The sequence below is a fragment of the Streptomyces sp. NPDC006872 genome, from assembly GCF_040635845.1.
Taxonomy (GTDB): Bacteria; Actinomycetota; Actinomycetes; order Streptomycetales; family Streptomycetaceae; genus Streptomyces.
The window spans coordinates 107241-122641 of the sequence record NZ_JBEYIL010000020.1 but is presented as its reverse complement, the minus strand read 5'-3'; the positions used below and the strand labels follow the sequence as shown (position 1 = coordinate 122641).

The following is a 15401-nucleotide window of genomic DNA, read 5'->3' as shown; positions in this document are numbered from 1 at the left end:
TCGCTCGGTGGCGATCAAGGGGCCGTGGCTTCCCAGACGAACCCGTCCGGGTCGCTGAACGGGCCGGCGGCGCCGGCGAGCACGAGCCGGTGCGATCCGGTGCCGTCGGCGGAGACACCCGCGTCCTTGGCGAGAGCGCGGCGCTTGTACAGAGCCAGTTTCACGGGGCCCGACCCGGTGGCGAACTCGACGTACTTGCCGCCGAAGCTCTTACCCACAGTGAGGCCCCGCTCGACGTAGAACTGCTTGCCGGCCTTCACGTCCTCGACGCCCAGCAGGAGCACGAGCTCGTCGAAGTCCCGGGTGACCGGGCCCGTGTCCTTCCTCGCCGACGTCGCGATCTTCCAGATCGTGCCGTCCGGGGCCTGAACGACGCCGCCGTAGCCCCACAGCGACTTCGAGGTGGGCTTGAGGGCGGTGGCGCCGGCGTCGAGGGCAGCGCCGACGACGGCGTCGACGTCGCCCGGCTGGGACACCACGAGCGACAGGGTGAAACCGCGGAAGCCGGTCGTCGGGGCTTCGGAGGCTCGCAGACGCACGGGCGACGAGTCCAGTCCGAAGGCGGTGGAGTAGAAGCGGGCGGCGGCCGTGGTGTCGGCCACCTCGAGGGTGACGAAGTCGATGGAGTTCACGTCTTCGACGGTAGGGGCGGCCGGGTCACCGACGCTTCTCGAAAACTGCCCGGTCCGGCCGCGGGACCGGAGCCACGGGCCCAAGCAGCCCTCCGGCCGCCGCCCCGACTCCTCCGACGGCCGCGCCACCCTGGTCACCCACGCCCTGCCGGACGAGCGGCAGCGGGTCACCGTCTGACGGCGGGCTCACCCGACACACCCGTGGGGCGTCGGCACAAGGTCAGGCGCCCATCCCGTCCTGTTCAGCCGGTGGTGCGCCAGGAGCGCAGACGATCGGCCACTTCATAGGAGTCCACGCGCAGGGCGCGGATGTCGTAGATCAGCTCTCGCCACAGCTCGAACTTCGTGTCGACCCGTTGCCCGGAGGCCTCGAGGTAGGCGATGGCGACGCCGTAGCCGAACAGCTCGTTGCGGGCGGGGAGAGGGCGTAGCAGAACGCACTCCTCCAGAAACACGGCAGCCCGCCAGCAGGCATCCGGGTGCTGGTCGTGCCGGGGCGGGTCGACCCGGTGACGGGCGGCCATGCCGACGAGGACAGAGAAGTCATTCACGGTCAGGTCGTCCGGGAGGAGCTCTTCCTGACGCTCCAAGAACCACCGGTAGTCGACGTGCAGTTCGGGACCAGGCACAGGTCAGGCCGCCCGCGAGGTGTCGCGCGGTACCGTCGGAAGTCCGCCGAACTCGGCATCGAACGCTTCCACGAGACCGGGTTCATTGATGACGCGCCGGAAGGCCGCGGTTGCCGTTTCCAGGCGGCGCGCCGTTTCCTCCCGCCGGGCGAGGTCGGCGAGGTACTCCTTCATGGACATGCCGCGTTCATCGGCCAAGGCCTTGAAGAGGTCCCGCGTCTCGTCGTCGATCTTGAGACTGGTGTCTGCCATACCTCAGAGTATGCCAATCGGCATACCGGATGCGCTACCCGAATCCGTCCGTTCGTCCTTGAGTCGGAGCCGGAGCCGGAGAGGCTCAAGGACGAACGGACGATGGTGCGGTAGACGCCGATCCAGGTGCGGTCTTCGTGAGGTCAGCGGAGACGGCAGACCATCTCGGTCGGAGCAAGGAGACCTTCCTCGATGTTCTGGAGCGCCTTTGCGACCTTGGTCGATGCGTCGGCGCCCATCGCCACGTTGATCGGGGCCGGAGGCATGTCCCCACCCGCAGGGTGGTGCGGCGTGCTGTTGCGGCGGTGCGCGTCGCCCGCTGCGCGAAGCAACTGGACGGCCTGCGTGCGGTGATCGTGCTCGGCGACGATGTCGAACCCGGCCTTGCGCAGCAGCGAACGGTATTCCTCGGGGTGGGCCAGGAAGCTGTGTTCGGGCTCCGAGGCCCACGGCAGTGGGTAGCTGACGAGGGTGGGATCGCCGAGAAGCATGACGTCGTAGACGATGAAGCGGCCGGTGTCGGTCAGGACGCGGCTGATCTCGGTGAACAGGCGGGCCTTGTCCTCGATGTTCATGCCCACGTGCAGCATCCAGGCCCGGTCGAAGCTCGCCCGGGCAAAGGGCAGTGCGGTCACGTCCCCCTGCTGGAAGCGGACCCGGTCGGCGAGGCCCACCCGATCGGTGAGCCGGCGCGCGACGTCGACGTACTCCTCGGTCAGGTCCACGCCGGTGACATCGGCGCCTGCGTGTTGGGCCAGATGCCGGGCCGGGCCGCCCAGGCCGCTTCCCACGTCCAGGACACGCAGGCCCGCGCTCAGCTCCAGGTGTGCGGCCAGCTCTCGCGTCGCCGGATGGCCGCCGGTGTGGAACTCGTCCACGCCGTGGAGGTCGTCGGTGGTGAGCGTGGCCTGCCCCGGGTAGAGGCGGTCGAGCGCTTCGTCGATCTTTCGGCGCAGGTCGCCTTGCCGGTAATGGCCCGCTATGGCGGACGGTTGTTGTGCGGTCACGGGAACGTCCTAGTCGTGGTCGGTAGTGAGGGCGACGTGCCGCCAGGCGTCCATCTCCTTGCGGAAGGCGTCCAGCTTGGCGTCGAAGGCCTGCAGGGTGTCGGCTCCGAGCGGGAGGCGCAAAGGCGGCTGGGGGGCGGCGGCCAGCTCGACGATGGCGCGCGCGGCCTTGACCGGGTCGCCGGGCTGGGCGTGGTTCAGGCTCGCGGCGGCCCTACGCATCGCGCCGACGGTGGGCGCGTAGTCGTCGATCGCGTCGGGGCCGGTGTGCAGGCTGGCGGGGTCGAGGAAGTCGGTGCGGAAGAAGCCCGGTTCCACGAGCGTGACGTGGATGCCGAGGGGGGCCAGTTCGGTGTGGAGGGTCTCGGTGAAGCCCTCGACGGCGAACTTCGTGGAGGTGTAGATGCCCCAGCCCGGCGCGGTGGCGAAGCCCACGATGGAGCTGATGTTGATCACATGGCCGGAGCGCTGGCGCCGCAGTACCGGCAGTACCGCGCGTTGGACGGCGAGCGGGCCGAACACGTTGGTCTCGTACACCGCGCGGACCGCGGCGTCGTCGGACTCCTCGACGGCGGCGAGCAGTCCGGTGCCGGCGTTGTTGACCAGGACGTCGATCCGGCCGAACCGCTCGACCGCCGCGTCGACGGCCGCTTGGATGCTCTGCGGGTCGGTCACGTCCAGCGCCGCGGTGAGCAGTGCGTCGCCGGCGTCGGGGAACTGCTCGCGGACGGTTTCGGCCTTCCGCGCGGTCGCGACCACCTGGTGACCGGCGGCGAGGGCGGCGCGGGTGATCTCCAGGCCGAAGCCCCGGGACGATCCAGTGATGAACCAGACGCTCATGGTGTTCTCCAGTGCAGTGGTCAGGCAGTGGTGGGCAGGTCGAAGGCCGGGCGGTTCTGGGCGATGAATCCCTCGACGTCGAGGGGGTCGCTGCCGCCGATCGTTTTCACCAGGTCGTTGGTGCCGGCGAAGACGCCGTTGCGGTAGTCGACGGCCACGGCGAGCAGGTGCTGGATCAGGTGGTCCGGCGCGCCGCGCCCGTGCAGGATGGCGGCGAATTCGTCGAGTTCGATGGGCACGTAGGTGACCTCACGGTCCAGCGCCCGCGACATCTTCTCGGCGATCTCGTAGTGGTCGAGCTCCTCGGCTCCGTACAGCGGGTAGATCTGACCGGCATGCGGGGCGGGGTCTTCCAGGATGGCCGCGATCACCTTCGCCTGGTCGCTTTCCGCGATGGGGGCGTGGCGTCCGTCGGCGAACGGCAGGCGCAGTTCGCCGGTTCCGTCGGCCCAGGTGTCGATCAGCCACTGGGCGAAGAAGGTCGGCCGGATGTGGGTGACGGGGACCGGGGAGTGGTCCAGAAGGCGTTCGGCGACCCAGTGCTGGCGTGCCGCGTTGCTGGCGGTGTCGCGACGGGCGGACACCTGCGACATGTTCACGATCGCCTGGACGCCGTTCTCCTCCGCCGCCCGGGCCACGTTCGCGGTGGCGTCCATCAGGCCGGAGCCGATCGGATAGGTGAAGTACAGGGCGTCGATCCCCTTGGTCGCCCGGGCCAGCGAGTCCAGGTCGAGGACGTCGCCTTCCACGACGTCCGCTCCGAGGGCGGCGAGCCGCTCGGCGCGCCCGTCGAGACCGCGGACGAGTGCGCGGACGCGGTGCCCGCGCCGGAGCAGGAGTTCGGTGGTGTGGCCGCCGGTCTTGCCGGTGGCGCCGATGACGAGAAGGTTGCGTTCCATGGTGGTGATCTCCGTTGTTCGAGGGGGAGTTGACGGGTTCTCGAGATGGCCGCGACCCCGTGGTCAGGGTGTGCGGCGGGGCCGGAGGGCGAGCAGTGCGGCGGCCGCGGCGAGTCCGGCGCCGGCCTGGACCCACCAGGCATGGTCGAACCCGGTGGTCGTGGCCTGAGGGGTGAGGGCGACGAACAGGGCCACGCCCACGGCGCTGCCGATCTGCCGGCTCATATTGAGTACGGCGCTACCGGTGGTGGCGCGTTCGGGTGCGAGGGTGCCGGCGGTGGCGAAGAGCGGCGCCTGGGCGAGGCCGCCGGCCAGGCCGACCAGGATCAGGCCCGGAAACATGCCGCCCCAGTAGTCGGGGGTGCTGTGCACGGTCGCGAGCCAGTAACCGGCGGCGAGTGCCATGGCCAGCGTGCCGGTCACGGCGGGGGCGGTGCGTCCGAAGCGGCTCTGGATGGGGCCGGCGCTCATCGCGAAGGCGATCGAGGCCAGGGGGGCCGGGGCGATGGAGACGCCTGCGCGCAGCGGGCTGAAGTGCCAGACCTCCTGCAGGAACAGGGCGGTGCCGAGCAGGACGATGGCGAAGCCGGCGGAGAACAGGAACAGGGCCACGGTGGCGGCGGTGAACGGTCTGCCGGCGAACAACTGCCTTTCGATCACCGGTGCCTTGGCGCGCAGGGTGCGCTCCACGGTCGCGGCGGCGGCCAGGGCGGCTGCGGCGAACAGGGCCACGGTGCGGATGTCCGTCCAGCCCCACCCCGGCCCCTGGACGGTGGCGAGCACCAGCAGGCTCACGGCCAGCAGCAGTGCGAGGGTGGAAGCCGGGTCCGGCACAGCGGCGCCCTTGGGCCGGCGCACCTCGGGCAGCAGCAGCGCGCCGGCGACGAGGGTGGCGATCCCGACGGGAACGTTGATCAGGAAGATCCACCGCCAGTCGAGGGTGACGAGCAGTCCGCCGACGGGCGGGCCCGCCGAGGCCGCGATCGCGCCCACGCCCGCCCACAGGCCGACCACCAGCGTGTGCCGACGCTTGGGGAAGCTCGGGTAGAGCAGGCCGAGCGAGGTCGGCACGATCATCGCCGCGCCGACGGCCTGGACGGCACGGGCGCCGACCAGCACGCCGAGGCTGGGTGCGGCGGCCGCGACGGCGGAGGTGAGGGTGAAGAGCGCCACTCCGGACAGCAGCATCTTCTTGCGGCCCCATTGGTCCGCGATCCGGCCCGCGGGCACCAGCACGGCGGCGAAGACGATCGCGTAGGCCGAAAGCACCCACGACACACTCGCGACGCCCGTGTCCGGGAACGACTGCCCGATTCCGTCGAGGGCGACGTTGACGACGAAGAAGTCGAGCTGCGCCATGAAGGCGACGGCACCCAGCACCGCCATGATGCTCCAGCGGCGCGGATGACCCACCTCGGCGACGGCCGGAGCCGGGCCGGTGCGCGGTGTCGTCGCGACCGCCTGCGGTGCAGCCTGTGCGGACATCCCGTCCACCTCTCCAGAGGAATGGGCTTGGTAGCCCTTTCTTGATCTGCCTCCAGGGAACACCCGACGGAATGGGTTGTCAAGCCCTTTTTTGCGGTACGATGGTGACCATGACCACCACCAGCCGAGCGCCGGGCCAGAAGCTGACCGCCAAGGGCCTGGCCACACGCGAACGAATCGTCAGGGCGGCCGCCGAGCTGATCTACGAACACGGCGCACAGAGCACCAACAACGAGCAGATCCGGGAGGCCGCCGGGGTCAGCGGCTCGCAGCTGACGCGCCACTTCCCCACGAAGGAGTCCCTGGTGCGCGCGGTGCTCGCCTGGCAGGCCGACAGCATCGTCGCCCGCCATCAGGCGCCCGAGCTGGGCGAGCTGGACAGCTTCGCCGCCCTGCGCCGGTGGGCCGACTCCTACATCGCCTCGCAGGACATGCTGCGCGGCGGGTGCACGTTCGGCTCGCTGGCCGCCGAGGTCGTCAAGGCCGAGCCCTCCCACCGGGACGCGGTGGCCGACGGCTTCGAGCGGTGGCAGGAGCTGTTCAAGCGCGGCCTCGGCAAGATGCGCGAGCGCGGCGAACTGCGGCCGGAGGCCGACCCGGCCGCGCTCGCCCACCTGCTCACCGCCGCGTTCCAGGGCGGAGCACTGCTGGACCAGGCGGCCGGCGAGTCCACACCCCTGCGTGACGCGCTGTACGGGGCCCTGGCCTACGTCGAGTCATTCGCCGCAGAACGCTGAGCGGACTACGGCCTTCGAGCGGGGAGCACTCAGGAAGCGTCGGAGACGGCTGGGCGGGACGCCTGCCGGGAATCGGACCGGGACCGTGCCTGTGCCGTCAGCGGGAGCCCTTCGAACGCCTGATCGGCGACGCGCTCCAGCGCGACCACGTCGAACCCGGCCCTGGCCAGCACCTCCATGCCCCGGTTGACCGCCATGAGCAGGTGACCGACGTCCCGGGTGTCCGCCTCGGGATCGAGGTCGCCCTGGCGCTGCGCGGCCTGAACGCACCCGGTCAGCGAACCCTCGATCCTCCCGAGGGCCTGTCTGACACGGGCACCGGCCTGCGGGTCGTGGTCGACGCCCTCGACGACGAAGCCGGTCACCATGCAGCCGAGCCCGTCGGGGTCGTCGTGCACAGTTCGCGCCGACGTCACGAGATACGCGTGCAGCCGTTCCAGCGCGGTGTCGTCGGGGCCGTCGAGCACGGCCGCCCAGGCGGCCTCGGTGCGGTCGCAGTACGCCTCCAGCGTCCGCAGATACAGCTTGCTCTTGTCACCGAAGGCGGCGTAGAGGCTGCCGCGGCCCAGCCCGCCGACCTTGGCGATGTCGTCGACGCTGGTACCGGCGTATCCGGTACGGCGGAACTGTCGCTCGACGGCCTGTACGACCTTGTCCTTGTTGAATCCTGGTGGGCGCCCCATGGGGGCCAGCCTACAGGCCCCACAAGCATTCTTGACATTCCGTTCCACAAGTTCCTACGGTTCCTGACAGCGCGGTCCAGAACCCTGGTGTCCGTTGCTCGCGGCATCCCGCGAATCCCGCAGAACGGATGAGACGCATGTCCTCGCACGGCGGAACCAACAACCTCGCTACCAGCGACGCCAACCCCGCTGCAGCACAAAGCGGCCGGACGGCGGCCGACGTAGTGACCTCTGACCTGGTGTTTCGACTGACACGAGGGGTGGAGGGCAGCGGCCGTACCGTGAGCCGTACCCCCATGACGGGCGAGATTGTCGCGGAGCTGCCCGAGTCGACAGCCCACGATGTGGAGGTGGCGTTCAGCAGGGCCCGGGAGGCCCAGCGCGAGTGGGCCTCGCTTTCGGTTCGAAGGCGTGCGGCAGTGCTTCTCCGATTTCACGACATCCTGCTGGACAAACAGGCCGAGGCGATGGACCTGATCCAGGTGGAGACAGGAAAGGCTCGCCTGCACGCACACGAGGAAGTGCAGGGAGTCGCCGTGGTGGCCCGGCACTACGGGCGCAAGGCCCCCGCATACCTCCGGCCGCGGCGACACCTCGGCGCGTATCCGGTGCTGACGAAAGTCACCGAGTGGCATCACCCGCGAGGCGTCGTCGGGCAGATCGCCCCCTGGAACTACCCCCTCGAACTCTCCCTGGGGGACGCGCTGCCCGCGCTCGTCGCCGGCAACGCCGTCGTGACGAAGCCGGATACGCAGAGCGCCCTGACGCCGCTGTGGGCGCGCGAGCAGCTCATCGAGGCCGGGCTGCCGGCCGACGTCTGGCAGATCGTCATCGGCGACGGCCGGGTCGTCGGGCCCGCCGTCGTGGATCGGGCCGACTACGTCGCGTTCACCGGTTCTGTTCGCACCGGCCGGGAGGTCGCAGCCCGTGCGGCGGCCCGTCTGGTCGGCGCGTCACTCGAACTGGGCGGCAAGAACGCCCTGCTCGTGTTGGCCGACGCGGACCTGGACAAGGCGGTCGAGGGAGCGGTTCGCACCTGTTTCTCCTCGGCCGGCCAGTTGTGCCTGTCGGCCGAGCGGATCTTCGTCCACTCGTCGGTCGCCGCTGCGTTCTTGGAGCGATTCGTCCGACGCACAAAGGCGCTCACCCTCGGCACATCGCTGAGCTACGGGGTCGGAATGGGTTCGCTGGCGGGCCGGCGCCAACTGGAGACGGTGTCCCGGCATGTCGACCAAGCCGTCGCCGAGGGGGCCGCAGTCCTCACCGGGGGAAAGCCTCGTCCTGATATCGGCCCCTATTTCTATGAGCCCACGATCCTGGACGGCGTGGAGCCCACCATGGCCGTCCATACGGAGGAGACCTTCGGACCGGTCGTATCGGTGTACCGCTTCACCGACGAAAACGAGGCGATCGAGCGAGTGAACGCCACGCCGTACGGCCTCAACTCCAGCGTGTGGACGAAGGACACCCGGCGCGGTGAACGCATCGCGGCCCGGCTGCAGAGCGGCACCGTGAACGTCAACGAAGGCTACACATCCGCCCATGGCAGCATCCGGGCTCCGATGGGCGGCATGAAGGAGTCCGGACTCGGCCGTCGGCACGGCCGCGAAGGCATCCTCAACTACACGGAGCCGCAGACCGTCGCCACGCAGCGGATACTTCCGCTGGCCCCGTCGATGGGCATGGACGATCAGCAGTACGCGGCTTTCATCAGCCTGAGCCTGCGGGTCATGAAGGCACTGAGGCTCCGCTGATGCCCGCACCGAGCTCCACGGAGCCGAGCCGCACGGAGTCGAGCCGCACGGGGCCGCTCGCACGCCGGCATCGGCACGTCTGGCTGCCGGCCACCCTCGCCGAACTGATCGCCGACTGCGCACAAGCCGCCGGTGAGGTGTACCGGCAGCTCGCCGAGGCCCCGCCCACGCAGCCCGACGTCCCCGTGCAGCTCGGGTTGCCGGCCGGCCTCAGTCGGTCCGCCAGTACCCGGGTGGACGCGGCACGCGCTCGGGACGCCGAGCGATGGGCCGCCACGACCGAGCCGGAAGAAGTCCCGGCCCGGGCGACCGGCGTACCGGCGGACATCGGCGCCGACTTCCTCACCGACCTGCTGGACGACCCGGCACAGGCCGTCGAGCGAGCCCAGGAACTTGCGAAGACGGGCGAGTTCACGCTGGACCAGATCCTCGACGAGGCAACCGACTCGGCCGTGCTGTCCGGACTGCTCTCGCTCCACGAAGCAGAGCGGCAGTCCGACCCGAGCGCAGCGGCGGCGAAGTGCCTTGTCGCCGCTGGGCACTTCGCCTTGGCCGTCTCCGTGGTATCGGTCGACGTACCGGCCGCCACGCCCTGAGTGCCCGCACCCGACCGAGCGTCCGACTTCACAGGGGACTGCTGCCCACCGGGTTGTGTCACCTACGGACTCACCTACGGACGAGGAGGCCCGTGAGCAGTACGTGCAGCGTCTGATGCAGGGCGTCCGGGAAGCTCGAGTCCATGAACGCGAAGCTCGGGTCGGCGTCGTAGACGGCGCGCACCGCGGGCGCCGAAGCCGCCCGCCTGCGCTACTACGTCGACGTCGCCCTGGACGCGGCCGGGTATGACGTGAACCTCACCCTGAACCCCGCCGGGTCGGCCACCCTCACGCCGCCGTGCTCTCGGCACCCGGGCTATTGCGCAACCTCGGCGGGAACGTCGCGGACCATCTCGGTCAGCTCGCCGGAATCGATGTCGTAGAAAAGGCCGTAGATCTCCACGTGCTTCGGGGTGCCCGGGCTGTTGCGGATCAGACTCACGTCGTAGTGGAGCGACTTTTCGAAGTCGGCGATGGCGATTCCGTCCCAGTCGTACAACGACGAGATGTCGTAGTGCTGCTCATTTTTCCAGGCAGAGGTGATTCCCTCCGCCGTGAAGGAGGTGGCGCCGCAGAAGGAGTGGTGTACGACGACAACTCGCTCGACTCCGAAGAGGTGCTGGGAGACCGTGATCGAGCGAAGAGCGTCGGCCGCGCGCCCACCTCCGACGATCAGGGGAAACACCGTCGCTGTGGAGCCGATCTTCCGGCCGGTCCCGTCGAGGAGAAGTTCGCCGGGGTAGACCTCGTCGCCGAAGTGATCAGCCACCGCTTGTGCGGCCCCGGCGGCCCGGGGGTCGAAGCAGTACATGACGATCGTCCTGACGGGAATCGAACCGGTGACGATCTCCCGAGCCACCGCTTCATCGAAACCCGGCTGCGCTCGGAACGTGAACTCCGCAAAATCCGACACTGCTCGACTCCGCTTTCATGGTTGATTCCCCGGCTTTCTCGGGAAGCCAGGAACGTCTTACACAGGGAATGGGAAGGGGAAGGGGTACGTGACACCGGGCGTGAGGGCTCTTCGCTACTCCCCCCACGGTCCGCCGACCACGCCACGCTCCATGGTGGTGACGCCGTCGGCTGCCCGCTCCTGCGCAAGGTGGAAGGCGAGCGCATAGGGAGGTGCGGCTGTCTCGGAGCGGGCACCGTGGGCAAGGACTTCCTCGGCCAGATGGCGGGCCATCTCAAGCCGCGGATACGCGGTATGGATCCGACTCTGCTCCTCGGCCACGAGATCGGCGTTCTTGCCGAAGTCGATCCAGATGCCTTCGTAGGTCAGGTAGGTCAGCAGCCCCATTCGTTCGGGGATCTGCGGAGTGGTGTGCAGAGCGATGGCCTCCCAGACCTTGTCGACATCCCCGGCGGGTGCGCCGAGGCCGGTCAGCAGGGCGGCGGCGAGATCGGCGCTCTCGATCTCGAACCGGAGCAGGCCCGGTGCGTCCGGCCCGGTTCCCAGGTCGTGCAGCACGTTGGCGGCGAAGAGGAGTTCCTCGTTGTAGTCCGCGTCGTACAGAACCCCCTTGTGGGCGGCGAACAGGCGGGACCAGTAGAAGCCGCGGACGCAGTGGTTCAGCACGGACGGATGCACCGCGGCGCGGGCGGCGGCGAGGCTCGCCTCGACCAGTGGCCCGGAAGGGAGAGCGAGCAGTCCGCCGTGCAGCCCGTTCGAGAGGGCAGGGGTGTCGGTCGTCATGACTTGACGCTATGAGAGCGGATCTCGCGCGAAAAGTGGCACGGATGCCAACCAACGCTACTGTCGTGCCACCATGAAGAACAGACACCATGTCGCCGTGCTCGTACTGCCCGGTGTGCTCGCGCTTGAATTCGGCGCCGCGACGCAGATCTTCTCGACCGACCCGCACTACGAGCTGACCGTGTGCGCCGAGAACGGGCCCGGACCCGTGCCAGGGTCCGGCTTCGCGATCACTGTCACAGCCGGCCTCGAAGCACTGGAGGACGCCGACACCGTGATCGTCCCGGGCTACGACGACATCGACGCGCCCCTGTCAGCCGGATTGCCGGCGGCGCTGCGGGCGGCTCACTCCCGGGGGTCCCGGCTCGTCTCCATCTGCACCGGGGTCTTCGCCCTCGCCGCGGCCGGACTGCTCGACGGGCGTCCCGCCACCACGCACTGGCGGCAGGCCGAGCAACTGCGACGGCGCTACCCGCAGGTCAATGTCCTGCCGAACCAGCTCTACGTCGACGACGGCGACATCCTCACGTCCGCCGGCGTGACGGCGGGGATCGACCTGTGCCTGCACCTGATCCGCACCGACCTGGGCGCCGCGGCGGCGAACACACACGCACGGGACCTCGTCGCGCCGCCACGGCGACGGGGAGGTCAGGCGCAGTTCATCGAACAGTTCCGCCCCGAAGCCGACGGAGACGAGCTCGCTCCCCTGCGGGAGTGGATGCTGGACAACCTCGCGGCCCCGCTCACCGTCGACGACCTGGCAGAGCACGCCCACATGTCCCGGCGGACCTTCATCCGCCGCTTCCGCGAGGAGACCGGCACCACGCCGATGGCCTGGTTGACCGACGCGCGCATCGACCGCGCACGGGAACTGCTGGAGGCGAGCGCCGTGCCTGTCGAGCAGGTCGGCCGCCTCACCGGCTTCGGCGCCCCCGCTTCCCTGCGGGCCGCCTTCCACCGGCACCTCGGCACCTCCCCCCAGGAATACCGAACTCTGTTCCGCCACAAGGCGGAGCCGGAGGCGTCCGCGGGGCCGGTTCACAGGCCACGCGGGCATTCTTGACATGTCGTTCCAGAACTTCATAGGGTTCCTGACAGTGCGGTCCAGAACTCTGCCGCCACTCACTCACGGCATCCCACGAAGCCCACGGAACGGATCAGACGCATGTCTTCGCAAGATCAGATGGCCCCTCCACGAACTGAGAGGGGAGGCGGAGGCTCCTCGACCCGTCCGGCTCTCATCCTCGCCGTGCTGGCCATGGCGAGTTTCCTCGGTCAGCTCGACGTATGGATCACCAACGTCGGCCTGCCGGACATCGGGCAGGGCGTGGGCTCGACCTCCTTGTCGGACCTGAGCTGGGTCCTCAACGGCTACGCGATCGTCTTCGCCGCCCTTCTCGTCCCTGCGGGGCGGCTCGCCGACCGCTTCGGACGCAAGAACGGCTTCCTTCTCGGCATGGCCGTCTTCGTAGCGGCGAGCCTCGGCGCGGCTCTGTCCGGCGACGTATGGATGCTGGTCGTCTTCCGTGCCATACAGGCCGTGGGCGCCGCCCTGCTGACCCCCGCCAGCCTCGGTCTGGTCCTGACGAGCGCCCCCGCCGACAAGGTGGAGCGGTATGTCAAGATCTGGTTCACCGCGGGCTCGCTGTCCGGGGTGTGCGGACCGATTTTCGGCGGGCTGCTGGTCCAGGCCTCCTGGCGGTGGCTGTTCCTGGTGAACATTCCCGTCGGACTGCTCGCCATCGCGCTGGCCGCCCGACTCGTGACCGACGTCAAGGACGAACAGGACTCGCGCGTCCCCGACCTGCTCGGCGGCGTCCTGCTGATCGTCATGGTCGGCGCCCTGGCTCTCGGCATCGTGAAGGCGCCCGACTGGGGCTGGTCGGACACCCGGGTCGTCTCGTCTCTGGCTGTCGCAGTGGTCGGACTGGTGGCGTTCCTGTTCCGCTCGTCACGGCACGAGGCGCCCGTGGTCGACCTTTCCCTCTTCCGTGACCGGATCTTCGCCTCGGCGAACCTCGCCGGCATGCTGCAACTGGCCTCGTTCGCCAGCCTCCTGCTGTCGACGATCCTCTGGCTGCAGAGCCACTGGCACTACTCCGCCATCAAGACCGGATGCGCCAGCCTTCCCGGCCCGATCGGCTTCGCGCTGGCTGCCACCGCCAGTGAGACCCTCCAGCGCCGGTTCCGGATCCCGGCCGGTGTCATCGCGGCGATCGGCAGTGCGATCGCCTCTGTCGGCATCCTGCTCTTCGTCTTCCTCCTGCACGACGAGCCGAACTACGCCTCCGGAATCCTCCCGTGCTGGCTGCTCTTCGGGTTCGGCGCCGGCCTGGCGCTCCCGACCGTCGTCTCTACCGCGACGGTCGGTCTGCGCCCCGAACAGGCCGCCACCGGCAGCGCAGTCGTGACCATGGCGACTCAGATCGGCTCGGTCGTCGGCATCAGCATTCTGGTCGCCATGCTCGGCACCGCCTCCGGTGGAGCCTCTCTGGACACCTATCGGAACGCGTGGCTTGTAGCGATGGCCCTCATGGCCGCCGCGGCTGTGGTGTCGCTGGGCGTATCGCAGAAAAAGGCGGTGGCCGTCCGATGACGGAGTCCGGTCCTGCCCAGGCTTCCCCCGCCGCGGCCGCCGGCAGCGGGCGGGCCCGCTGGTTCGGCCTGCTGGTGGTCTGCCTCGGCGTCATGATGGCCTTCGTCGACGTCACCTCCACCATCTCGGCCCTGGGCGACATACAGAGCGACCTGCACGTCGGTGCGAGCACGCTGGTATGGATCACCAGCGCGTACAGCCTTGCCGTCGTGAGCTTCGTGATGTCCGCCGGGACCTTCGGCGACCTCGTGGGACGTCGGCGCGTGTTCAGCCTGGGCGCCGCCGTCTTCCTGGCCGGCAGCGTGGTCGCGGTCTTCGCCGACAGCGCCGGCATGCTCATCACCGCACAGGCGATCGCGGGCCTCGGCGGAGCAGCCGTGCTGCCGACGAGCCTGGCGATCGTCAGTGCCACCTTCCCCGACCCGCACGAGCGCACCGCCGCGATCGGCATCTGGGCCGCGTGCTCGGGAGTGGGCCTGGCCATCGGCCCGATCCTCGCCGGAGCCCTGCTCGAACACTTCTCCTGGCACGCCGTCTACATCGCCAACATCGTCATCGCCGGCGCGGCCCTCCTGCTGGCCCCGGTCTTCGTGGCCGAATCCAGACACCCCACGCGCAAGCCCGATCTCGCGGGCCTCGTCCTGGGCACGGTGATGACGGCTTCGGCCACCTACGCGATCATTCAGGGTGGCTCCACCGGATACACCGAGGCGCCGATCATCACCATGTATGTGGTCTTCGCCGTGTCGTTGTTCCTGTTCGTGCGGGTGGAACTCCGTAACCCCGACCCCATGCTGGACCTGAGGCTCTTCCGGAGCGCTTCCTTCTCGGCCGTCATGGGCGTGGCCGCCATCAGCGTTTTCGGACTGGTCGGGGTCGCCCTGCTCAGCGTGCTCTACATGGAACGTGTGGGACAGACCACTCCCCTCGACGTCGGCGTGCGCCTGTTGCCGCTCTTCGCAACGTTCCTCGTGGTCACCGCGGTGACCGCCCGGGTGCTGGCACATCGGGTCGGCCTCACGCTCTTGATCACCGCGGGCCTGGTCCTCATCGGAGTCGGATCTCTCGCGCTGCTCGCGACCGATGCCTCGGGAGGCTACGGGGCGATGTGGCCCGGAATGCTCGTGGCGGGCATCGGTGCGGGTCTGCTGACGGCGCCTTCGACGGCTGCCGCGGTCAACAGCGTCCCGCCGGAGCAGGAGGGCATGGCGGCGGCAGCGGTGAACATGGCGCGTCAACTGGGAACGGTGCTCGGCCCCAGTGTGCTCGGGACCATCGTCACCAGCCGCTTCCCCCGGAACCTGCATGACCGTCTCGTCGAGGCGGGCATCCCCTCGCCGCAGGCGGACAGGATCGTGGAGGGTGCGTCACACGGCGGCGGTGCCACGGGCCTCCCCGCATCGCTCGCCCGCATAGTGGGAACGGCCGTACCGAGGGCGTTCACCGACGCCGTGCACCTGGGCAACGTCATAGGCGGAGTCGTACTGATCGTCATGGCCGTGCCCGCGGCGCTGTTCGTCCGCCAAAAGGTTCACAGTCCCCGGACGTCCGCCGAAGCGTAAGCGGTACGTCAACGGAACGGTGTGAGGCGCCCC

17 protein-coding genes are annotated in these 15401 nt (G+C 69.4%); 7 read left to right on the top strand and 10 right to left on the bottom strand.

Annotated features, from left to right (window positions below; all coding sequences use genetic code 11):
• Positions 1-14 precede the first annotated feature (14 nt).
• On the bottom strand, positions 15-632 hold the full coding sequence (locus ABZ725_RS42200) for a glyoxalase (protein WP_358807664.1): 618 nt from the start codon (positions 630-632) through the stop codon (positions 15-17).
• On the opposite strand from ABZ725_RS42200, the gene ABZ725_RS42195 reads away from it, so the two are divergent.
• The gene (locus tag ABZ725_RS42195; protein WP_358807663.1) at positions 622-810 is read left to right on the top strand and encodes a hypothetical protein; all 189 of its coding nucleotides are present in this window, start codon (positions 622-624) and stop codon (positions 808-810) included. The two genes, ABZ725_RS42200 and ABZ725_RS42195, sit on opposite strands and share 11 nt — an antisense overlap.
• A gap of 64 nt (positions 811-874) precedes the next feature.
• Here the strand turns inward: ABZ725_RS42195 and ABZ725_RS42190 are convergent, their stop codons facing one another.
• The 6 genes from ABZ725_RS42190 to ABZ725_RS42165 form a co-directional block, all read right to left on the bottom strand.
• A complete protein-coding gene (locus ABZ725_RS42190) occupies positions 875-1183 on the bottom strand; it encodes a toxin Doc (protein WP_358807662.1) in 309 nt (102 codons plus the stop codon).
• Positions 1184-1264: 81 nt separating this feature from the next.
• Positions 1265-1513, bottom strand: a complete 249-nt coding sequence (locus ABZ725_RS42185; protein ID WP_358807661.1) for an antitoxin MazE7 — start codon at positions 1511-1513, stop codon at positions 1265-1267.
• A 143-nt stretch (positions 1514-1656) separates the two neighbouring features.
• On the bottom strand, positions 1657-2520 hold the full coding sequence (locus ABZ725_RS42180; protein ID WP_358807660.1) for a methyltransferase domain-containing protein: 864 nt from the start codon (positions 2518-2520) through the stop codon (positions 1657-1659).
• A 9-nt stretch (positions 2521-2529) separates the two neighbouring features.
• On the bottom strand, positions 2530-3360 hold the full coding sequence (locus tag ABZ725_RS42175) for an oxidoreductase (RefSeq protein WP_358807659.1): 831 nt from the start codon (positions 3358-3360) through the stop codon (positions 2530-2532).
• A gap of 20 nt (positions 3361-3380) precedes the next feature.
• On the bottom strand, positions 3381-4259 hold the full coding sequence (locus ABZ725_RS42170; RefSeq protein WP_358807658.1) for an NmrA family NAD(P)-binding protein: 879 nt from the start codon (positions 4257-4259) through the stop codon (positions 3381-3383).
• Between the two features lie 63 nt (positions 4260-4322).
• The gene (locus tag ABZ725_RS42165; protein WP_358807657.1) at positions 4323-5744 is read right to left on the bottom strand and encodes an MFS transporter; all 1422 of its coding nucleotides are present in this window, start codon (positions 5742-5744) and stop codon (positions 4323-4325) included.
• A 110-nt stretch (positions 5745-5854) separates the two neighbouring features.
• Here ABZ725_RS42165 and ABZ725_RS42160 point away from each other — a divergent pair, with 110 nt between their 5' ends.
• Complete coding sequence (locus ABZ725_RS42160) at positions 5855-6481, top strand: TetR/AcrR family transcriptional regulator (protein WP_358807656.1); 627 nt, start codon at positions 5855-5857, stop codon at positions 6479-6481.
• A 29-nt stretch (positions 6482-6510) separates the two neighbouring features.
• Here ABZ725_RS42160 and ABZ725_RS42155 read toward each other — a convergent pair whose 3' ends face one another.
• Positions 6511-7164, bottom strand: a complete 654-nt coding sequence (locus ABZ725_RS42155) for a TetR/AcrR family transcriptional regulator (RefSeq protein WP_358807655.1) — start codon at positions 7162-7164, stop codon at positions 6511-6513.
• A 128-nt stretch (positions 7165-7292) separates the two neighbouring features.
• On the opposite strand from ABZ725_RS42155, the gene ABZ725_RS42150 reads away from it, so the two are divergent.
• A complete protein-coding gene (locus tag ABZ725_RS42150) occupies positions 7293-8918 on the top strand; it encodes a succinic semialdehyde dehydrogenase (protein ID WP_358807654.1) in 1626 nt (541 codons plus the stop codon).
• The gene (locus ABZ725_RS42145; RefSeq protein ID WP_358807653.1) at positions 8918-9514 is read left to right on the top strand and encodes a hypothetical protein; all 597 of its coding nucleotides are present in this window, start codon (positions 8918-8920) and stop codon (positions 9512-9514) included. Before ABZ725_RS42150 ends, ABZ725_RS42145 begins: the two co-directional genes overlap by 1 nt.
• Before the next feature lie 316 nt (positions 9515-9830).
• Here the strand turns inward: ABZ725_RS42145 and ABZ725_RS42140 are convergent, their stop codons facing one another.
• Both ABZ725_RS42140 and ABZ725_RS42135 read right to left on the bottom strand, forming a co-directional pair.
• Positions 9831-10373, bottom strand: a complete 543-nt coding sequence (locus ABZ725_RS42140; RefSeq protein ID WP_358807652.1) for a carbonic anhydrase — start codon at positions 10371-10373, stop codon at positions 9831-9833.
• A gap of 168 nt (positions 10374-10541) precedes the next feature.
• Complete coding sequence (locus tag ABZ725_RS42135; RefSeq protein WP_358807651.1) at positions 10542-11210, bottom strand: HD domain-containing protein; 669 nt, start codon at positions 11208-11210, stop codon at positions 10542-10544.
• Positions 11211-11283: 73 nt separating this feature from the next.
• Here ABZ725_RS42135 and ABZ725_RS42130 point away from each other — a divergent pair, with 73 nt between their 5' ends.
• The 3 genes from ABZ725_RS42130 to ABZ725_RS42120 all read left to right on the top strand — a co-directional run bounded on the left by ABZ725_RS42130 (position 11284) and on the right by ABZ725_RS42120 (position 15368).
• A complete protein-coding gene (locus tag ABZ725_RS42130; RefSeq protein WP_358807650.1) occupies positions 11284-12273 on the top strand; it encodes a helix-turn-helix domain-containing protein in 990 nt (329 codons plus the stop codon).
• Positions 12274-12468: 195 nt separating this feature from the next.
• Complete coding sequence (locus ABZ725_RS42125; RefSeq protein ID WP_358807649.1) at positions 12469-13806, top strand: MFS transporter; 1338 nt, start codon at positions 12469-12471, stop codon at positions 13804-13806.
• Positions 13803-15368, top strand: coding sequence for an MFS transporter (locus tag ABZ725_RS42120; RefSeq protein WP_358807648.1), 1566 nt, complete (start codon positions 13803-13805; stop codon positions 15366-15368). The genes ABZ725_RS42125 and ABZ725_RS42120 overlap by 4 nt, the downstream gene beginning before the upstream one ends.
• Positions 15369-15401 lie beyond the last annotated feature (33 nt).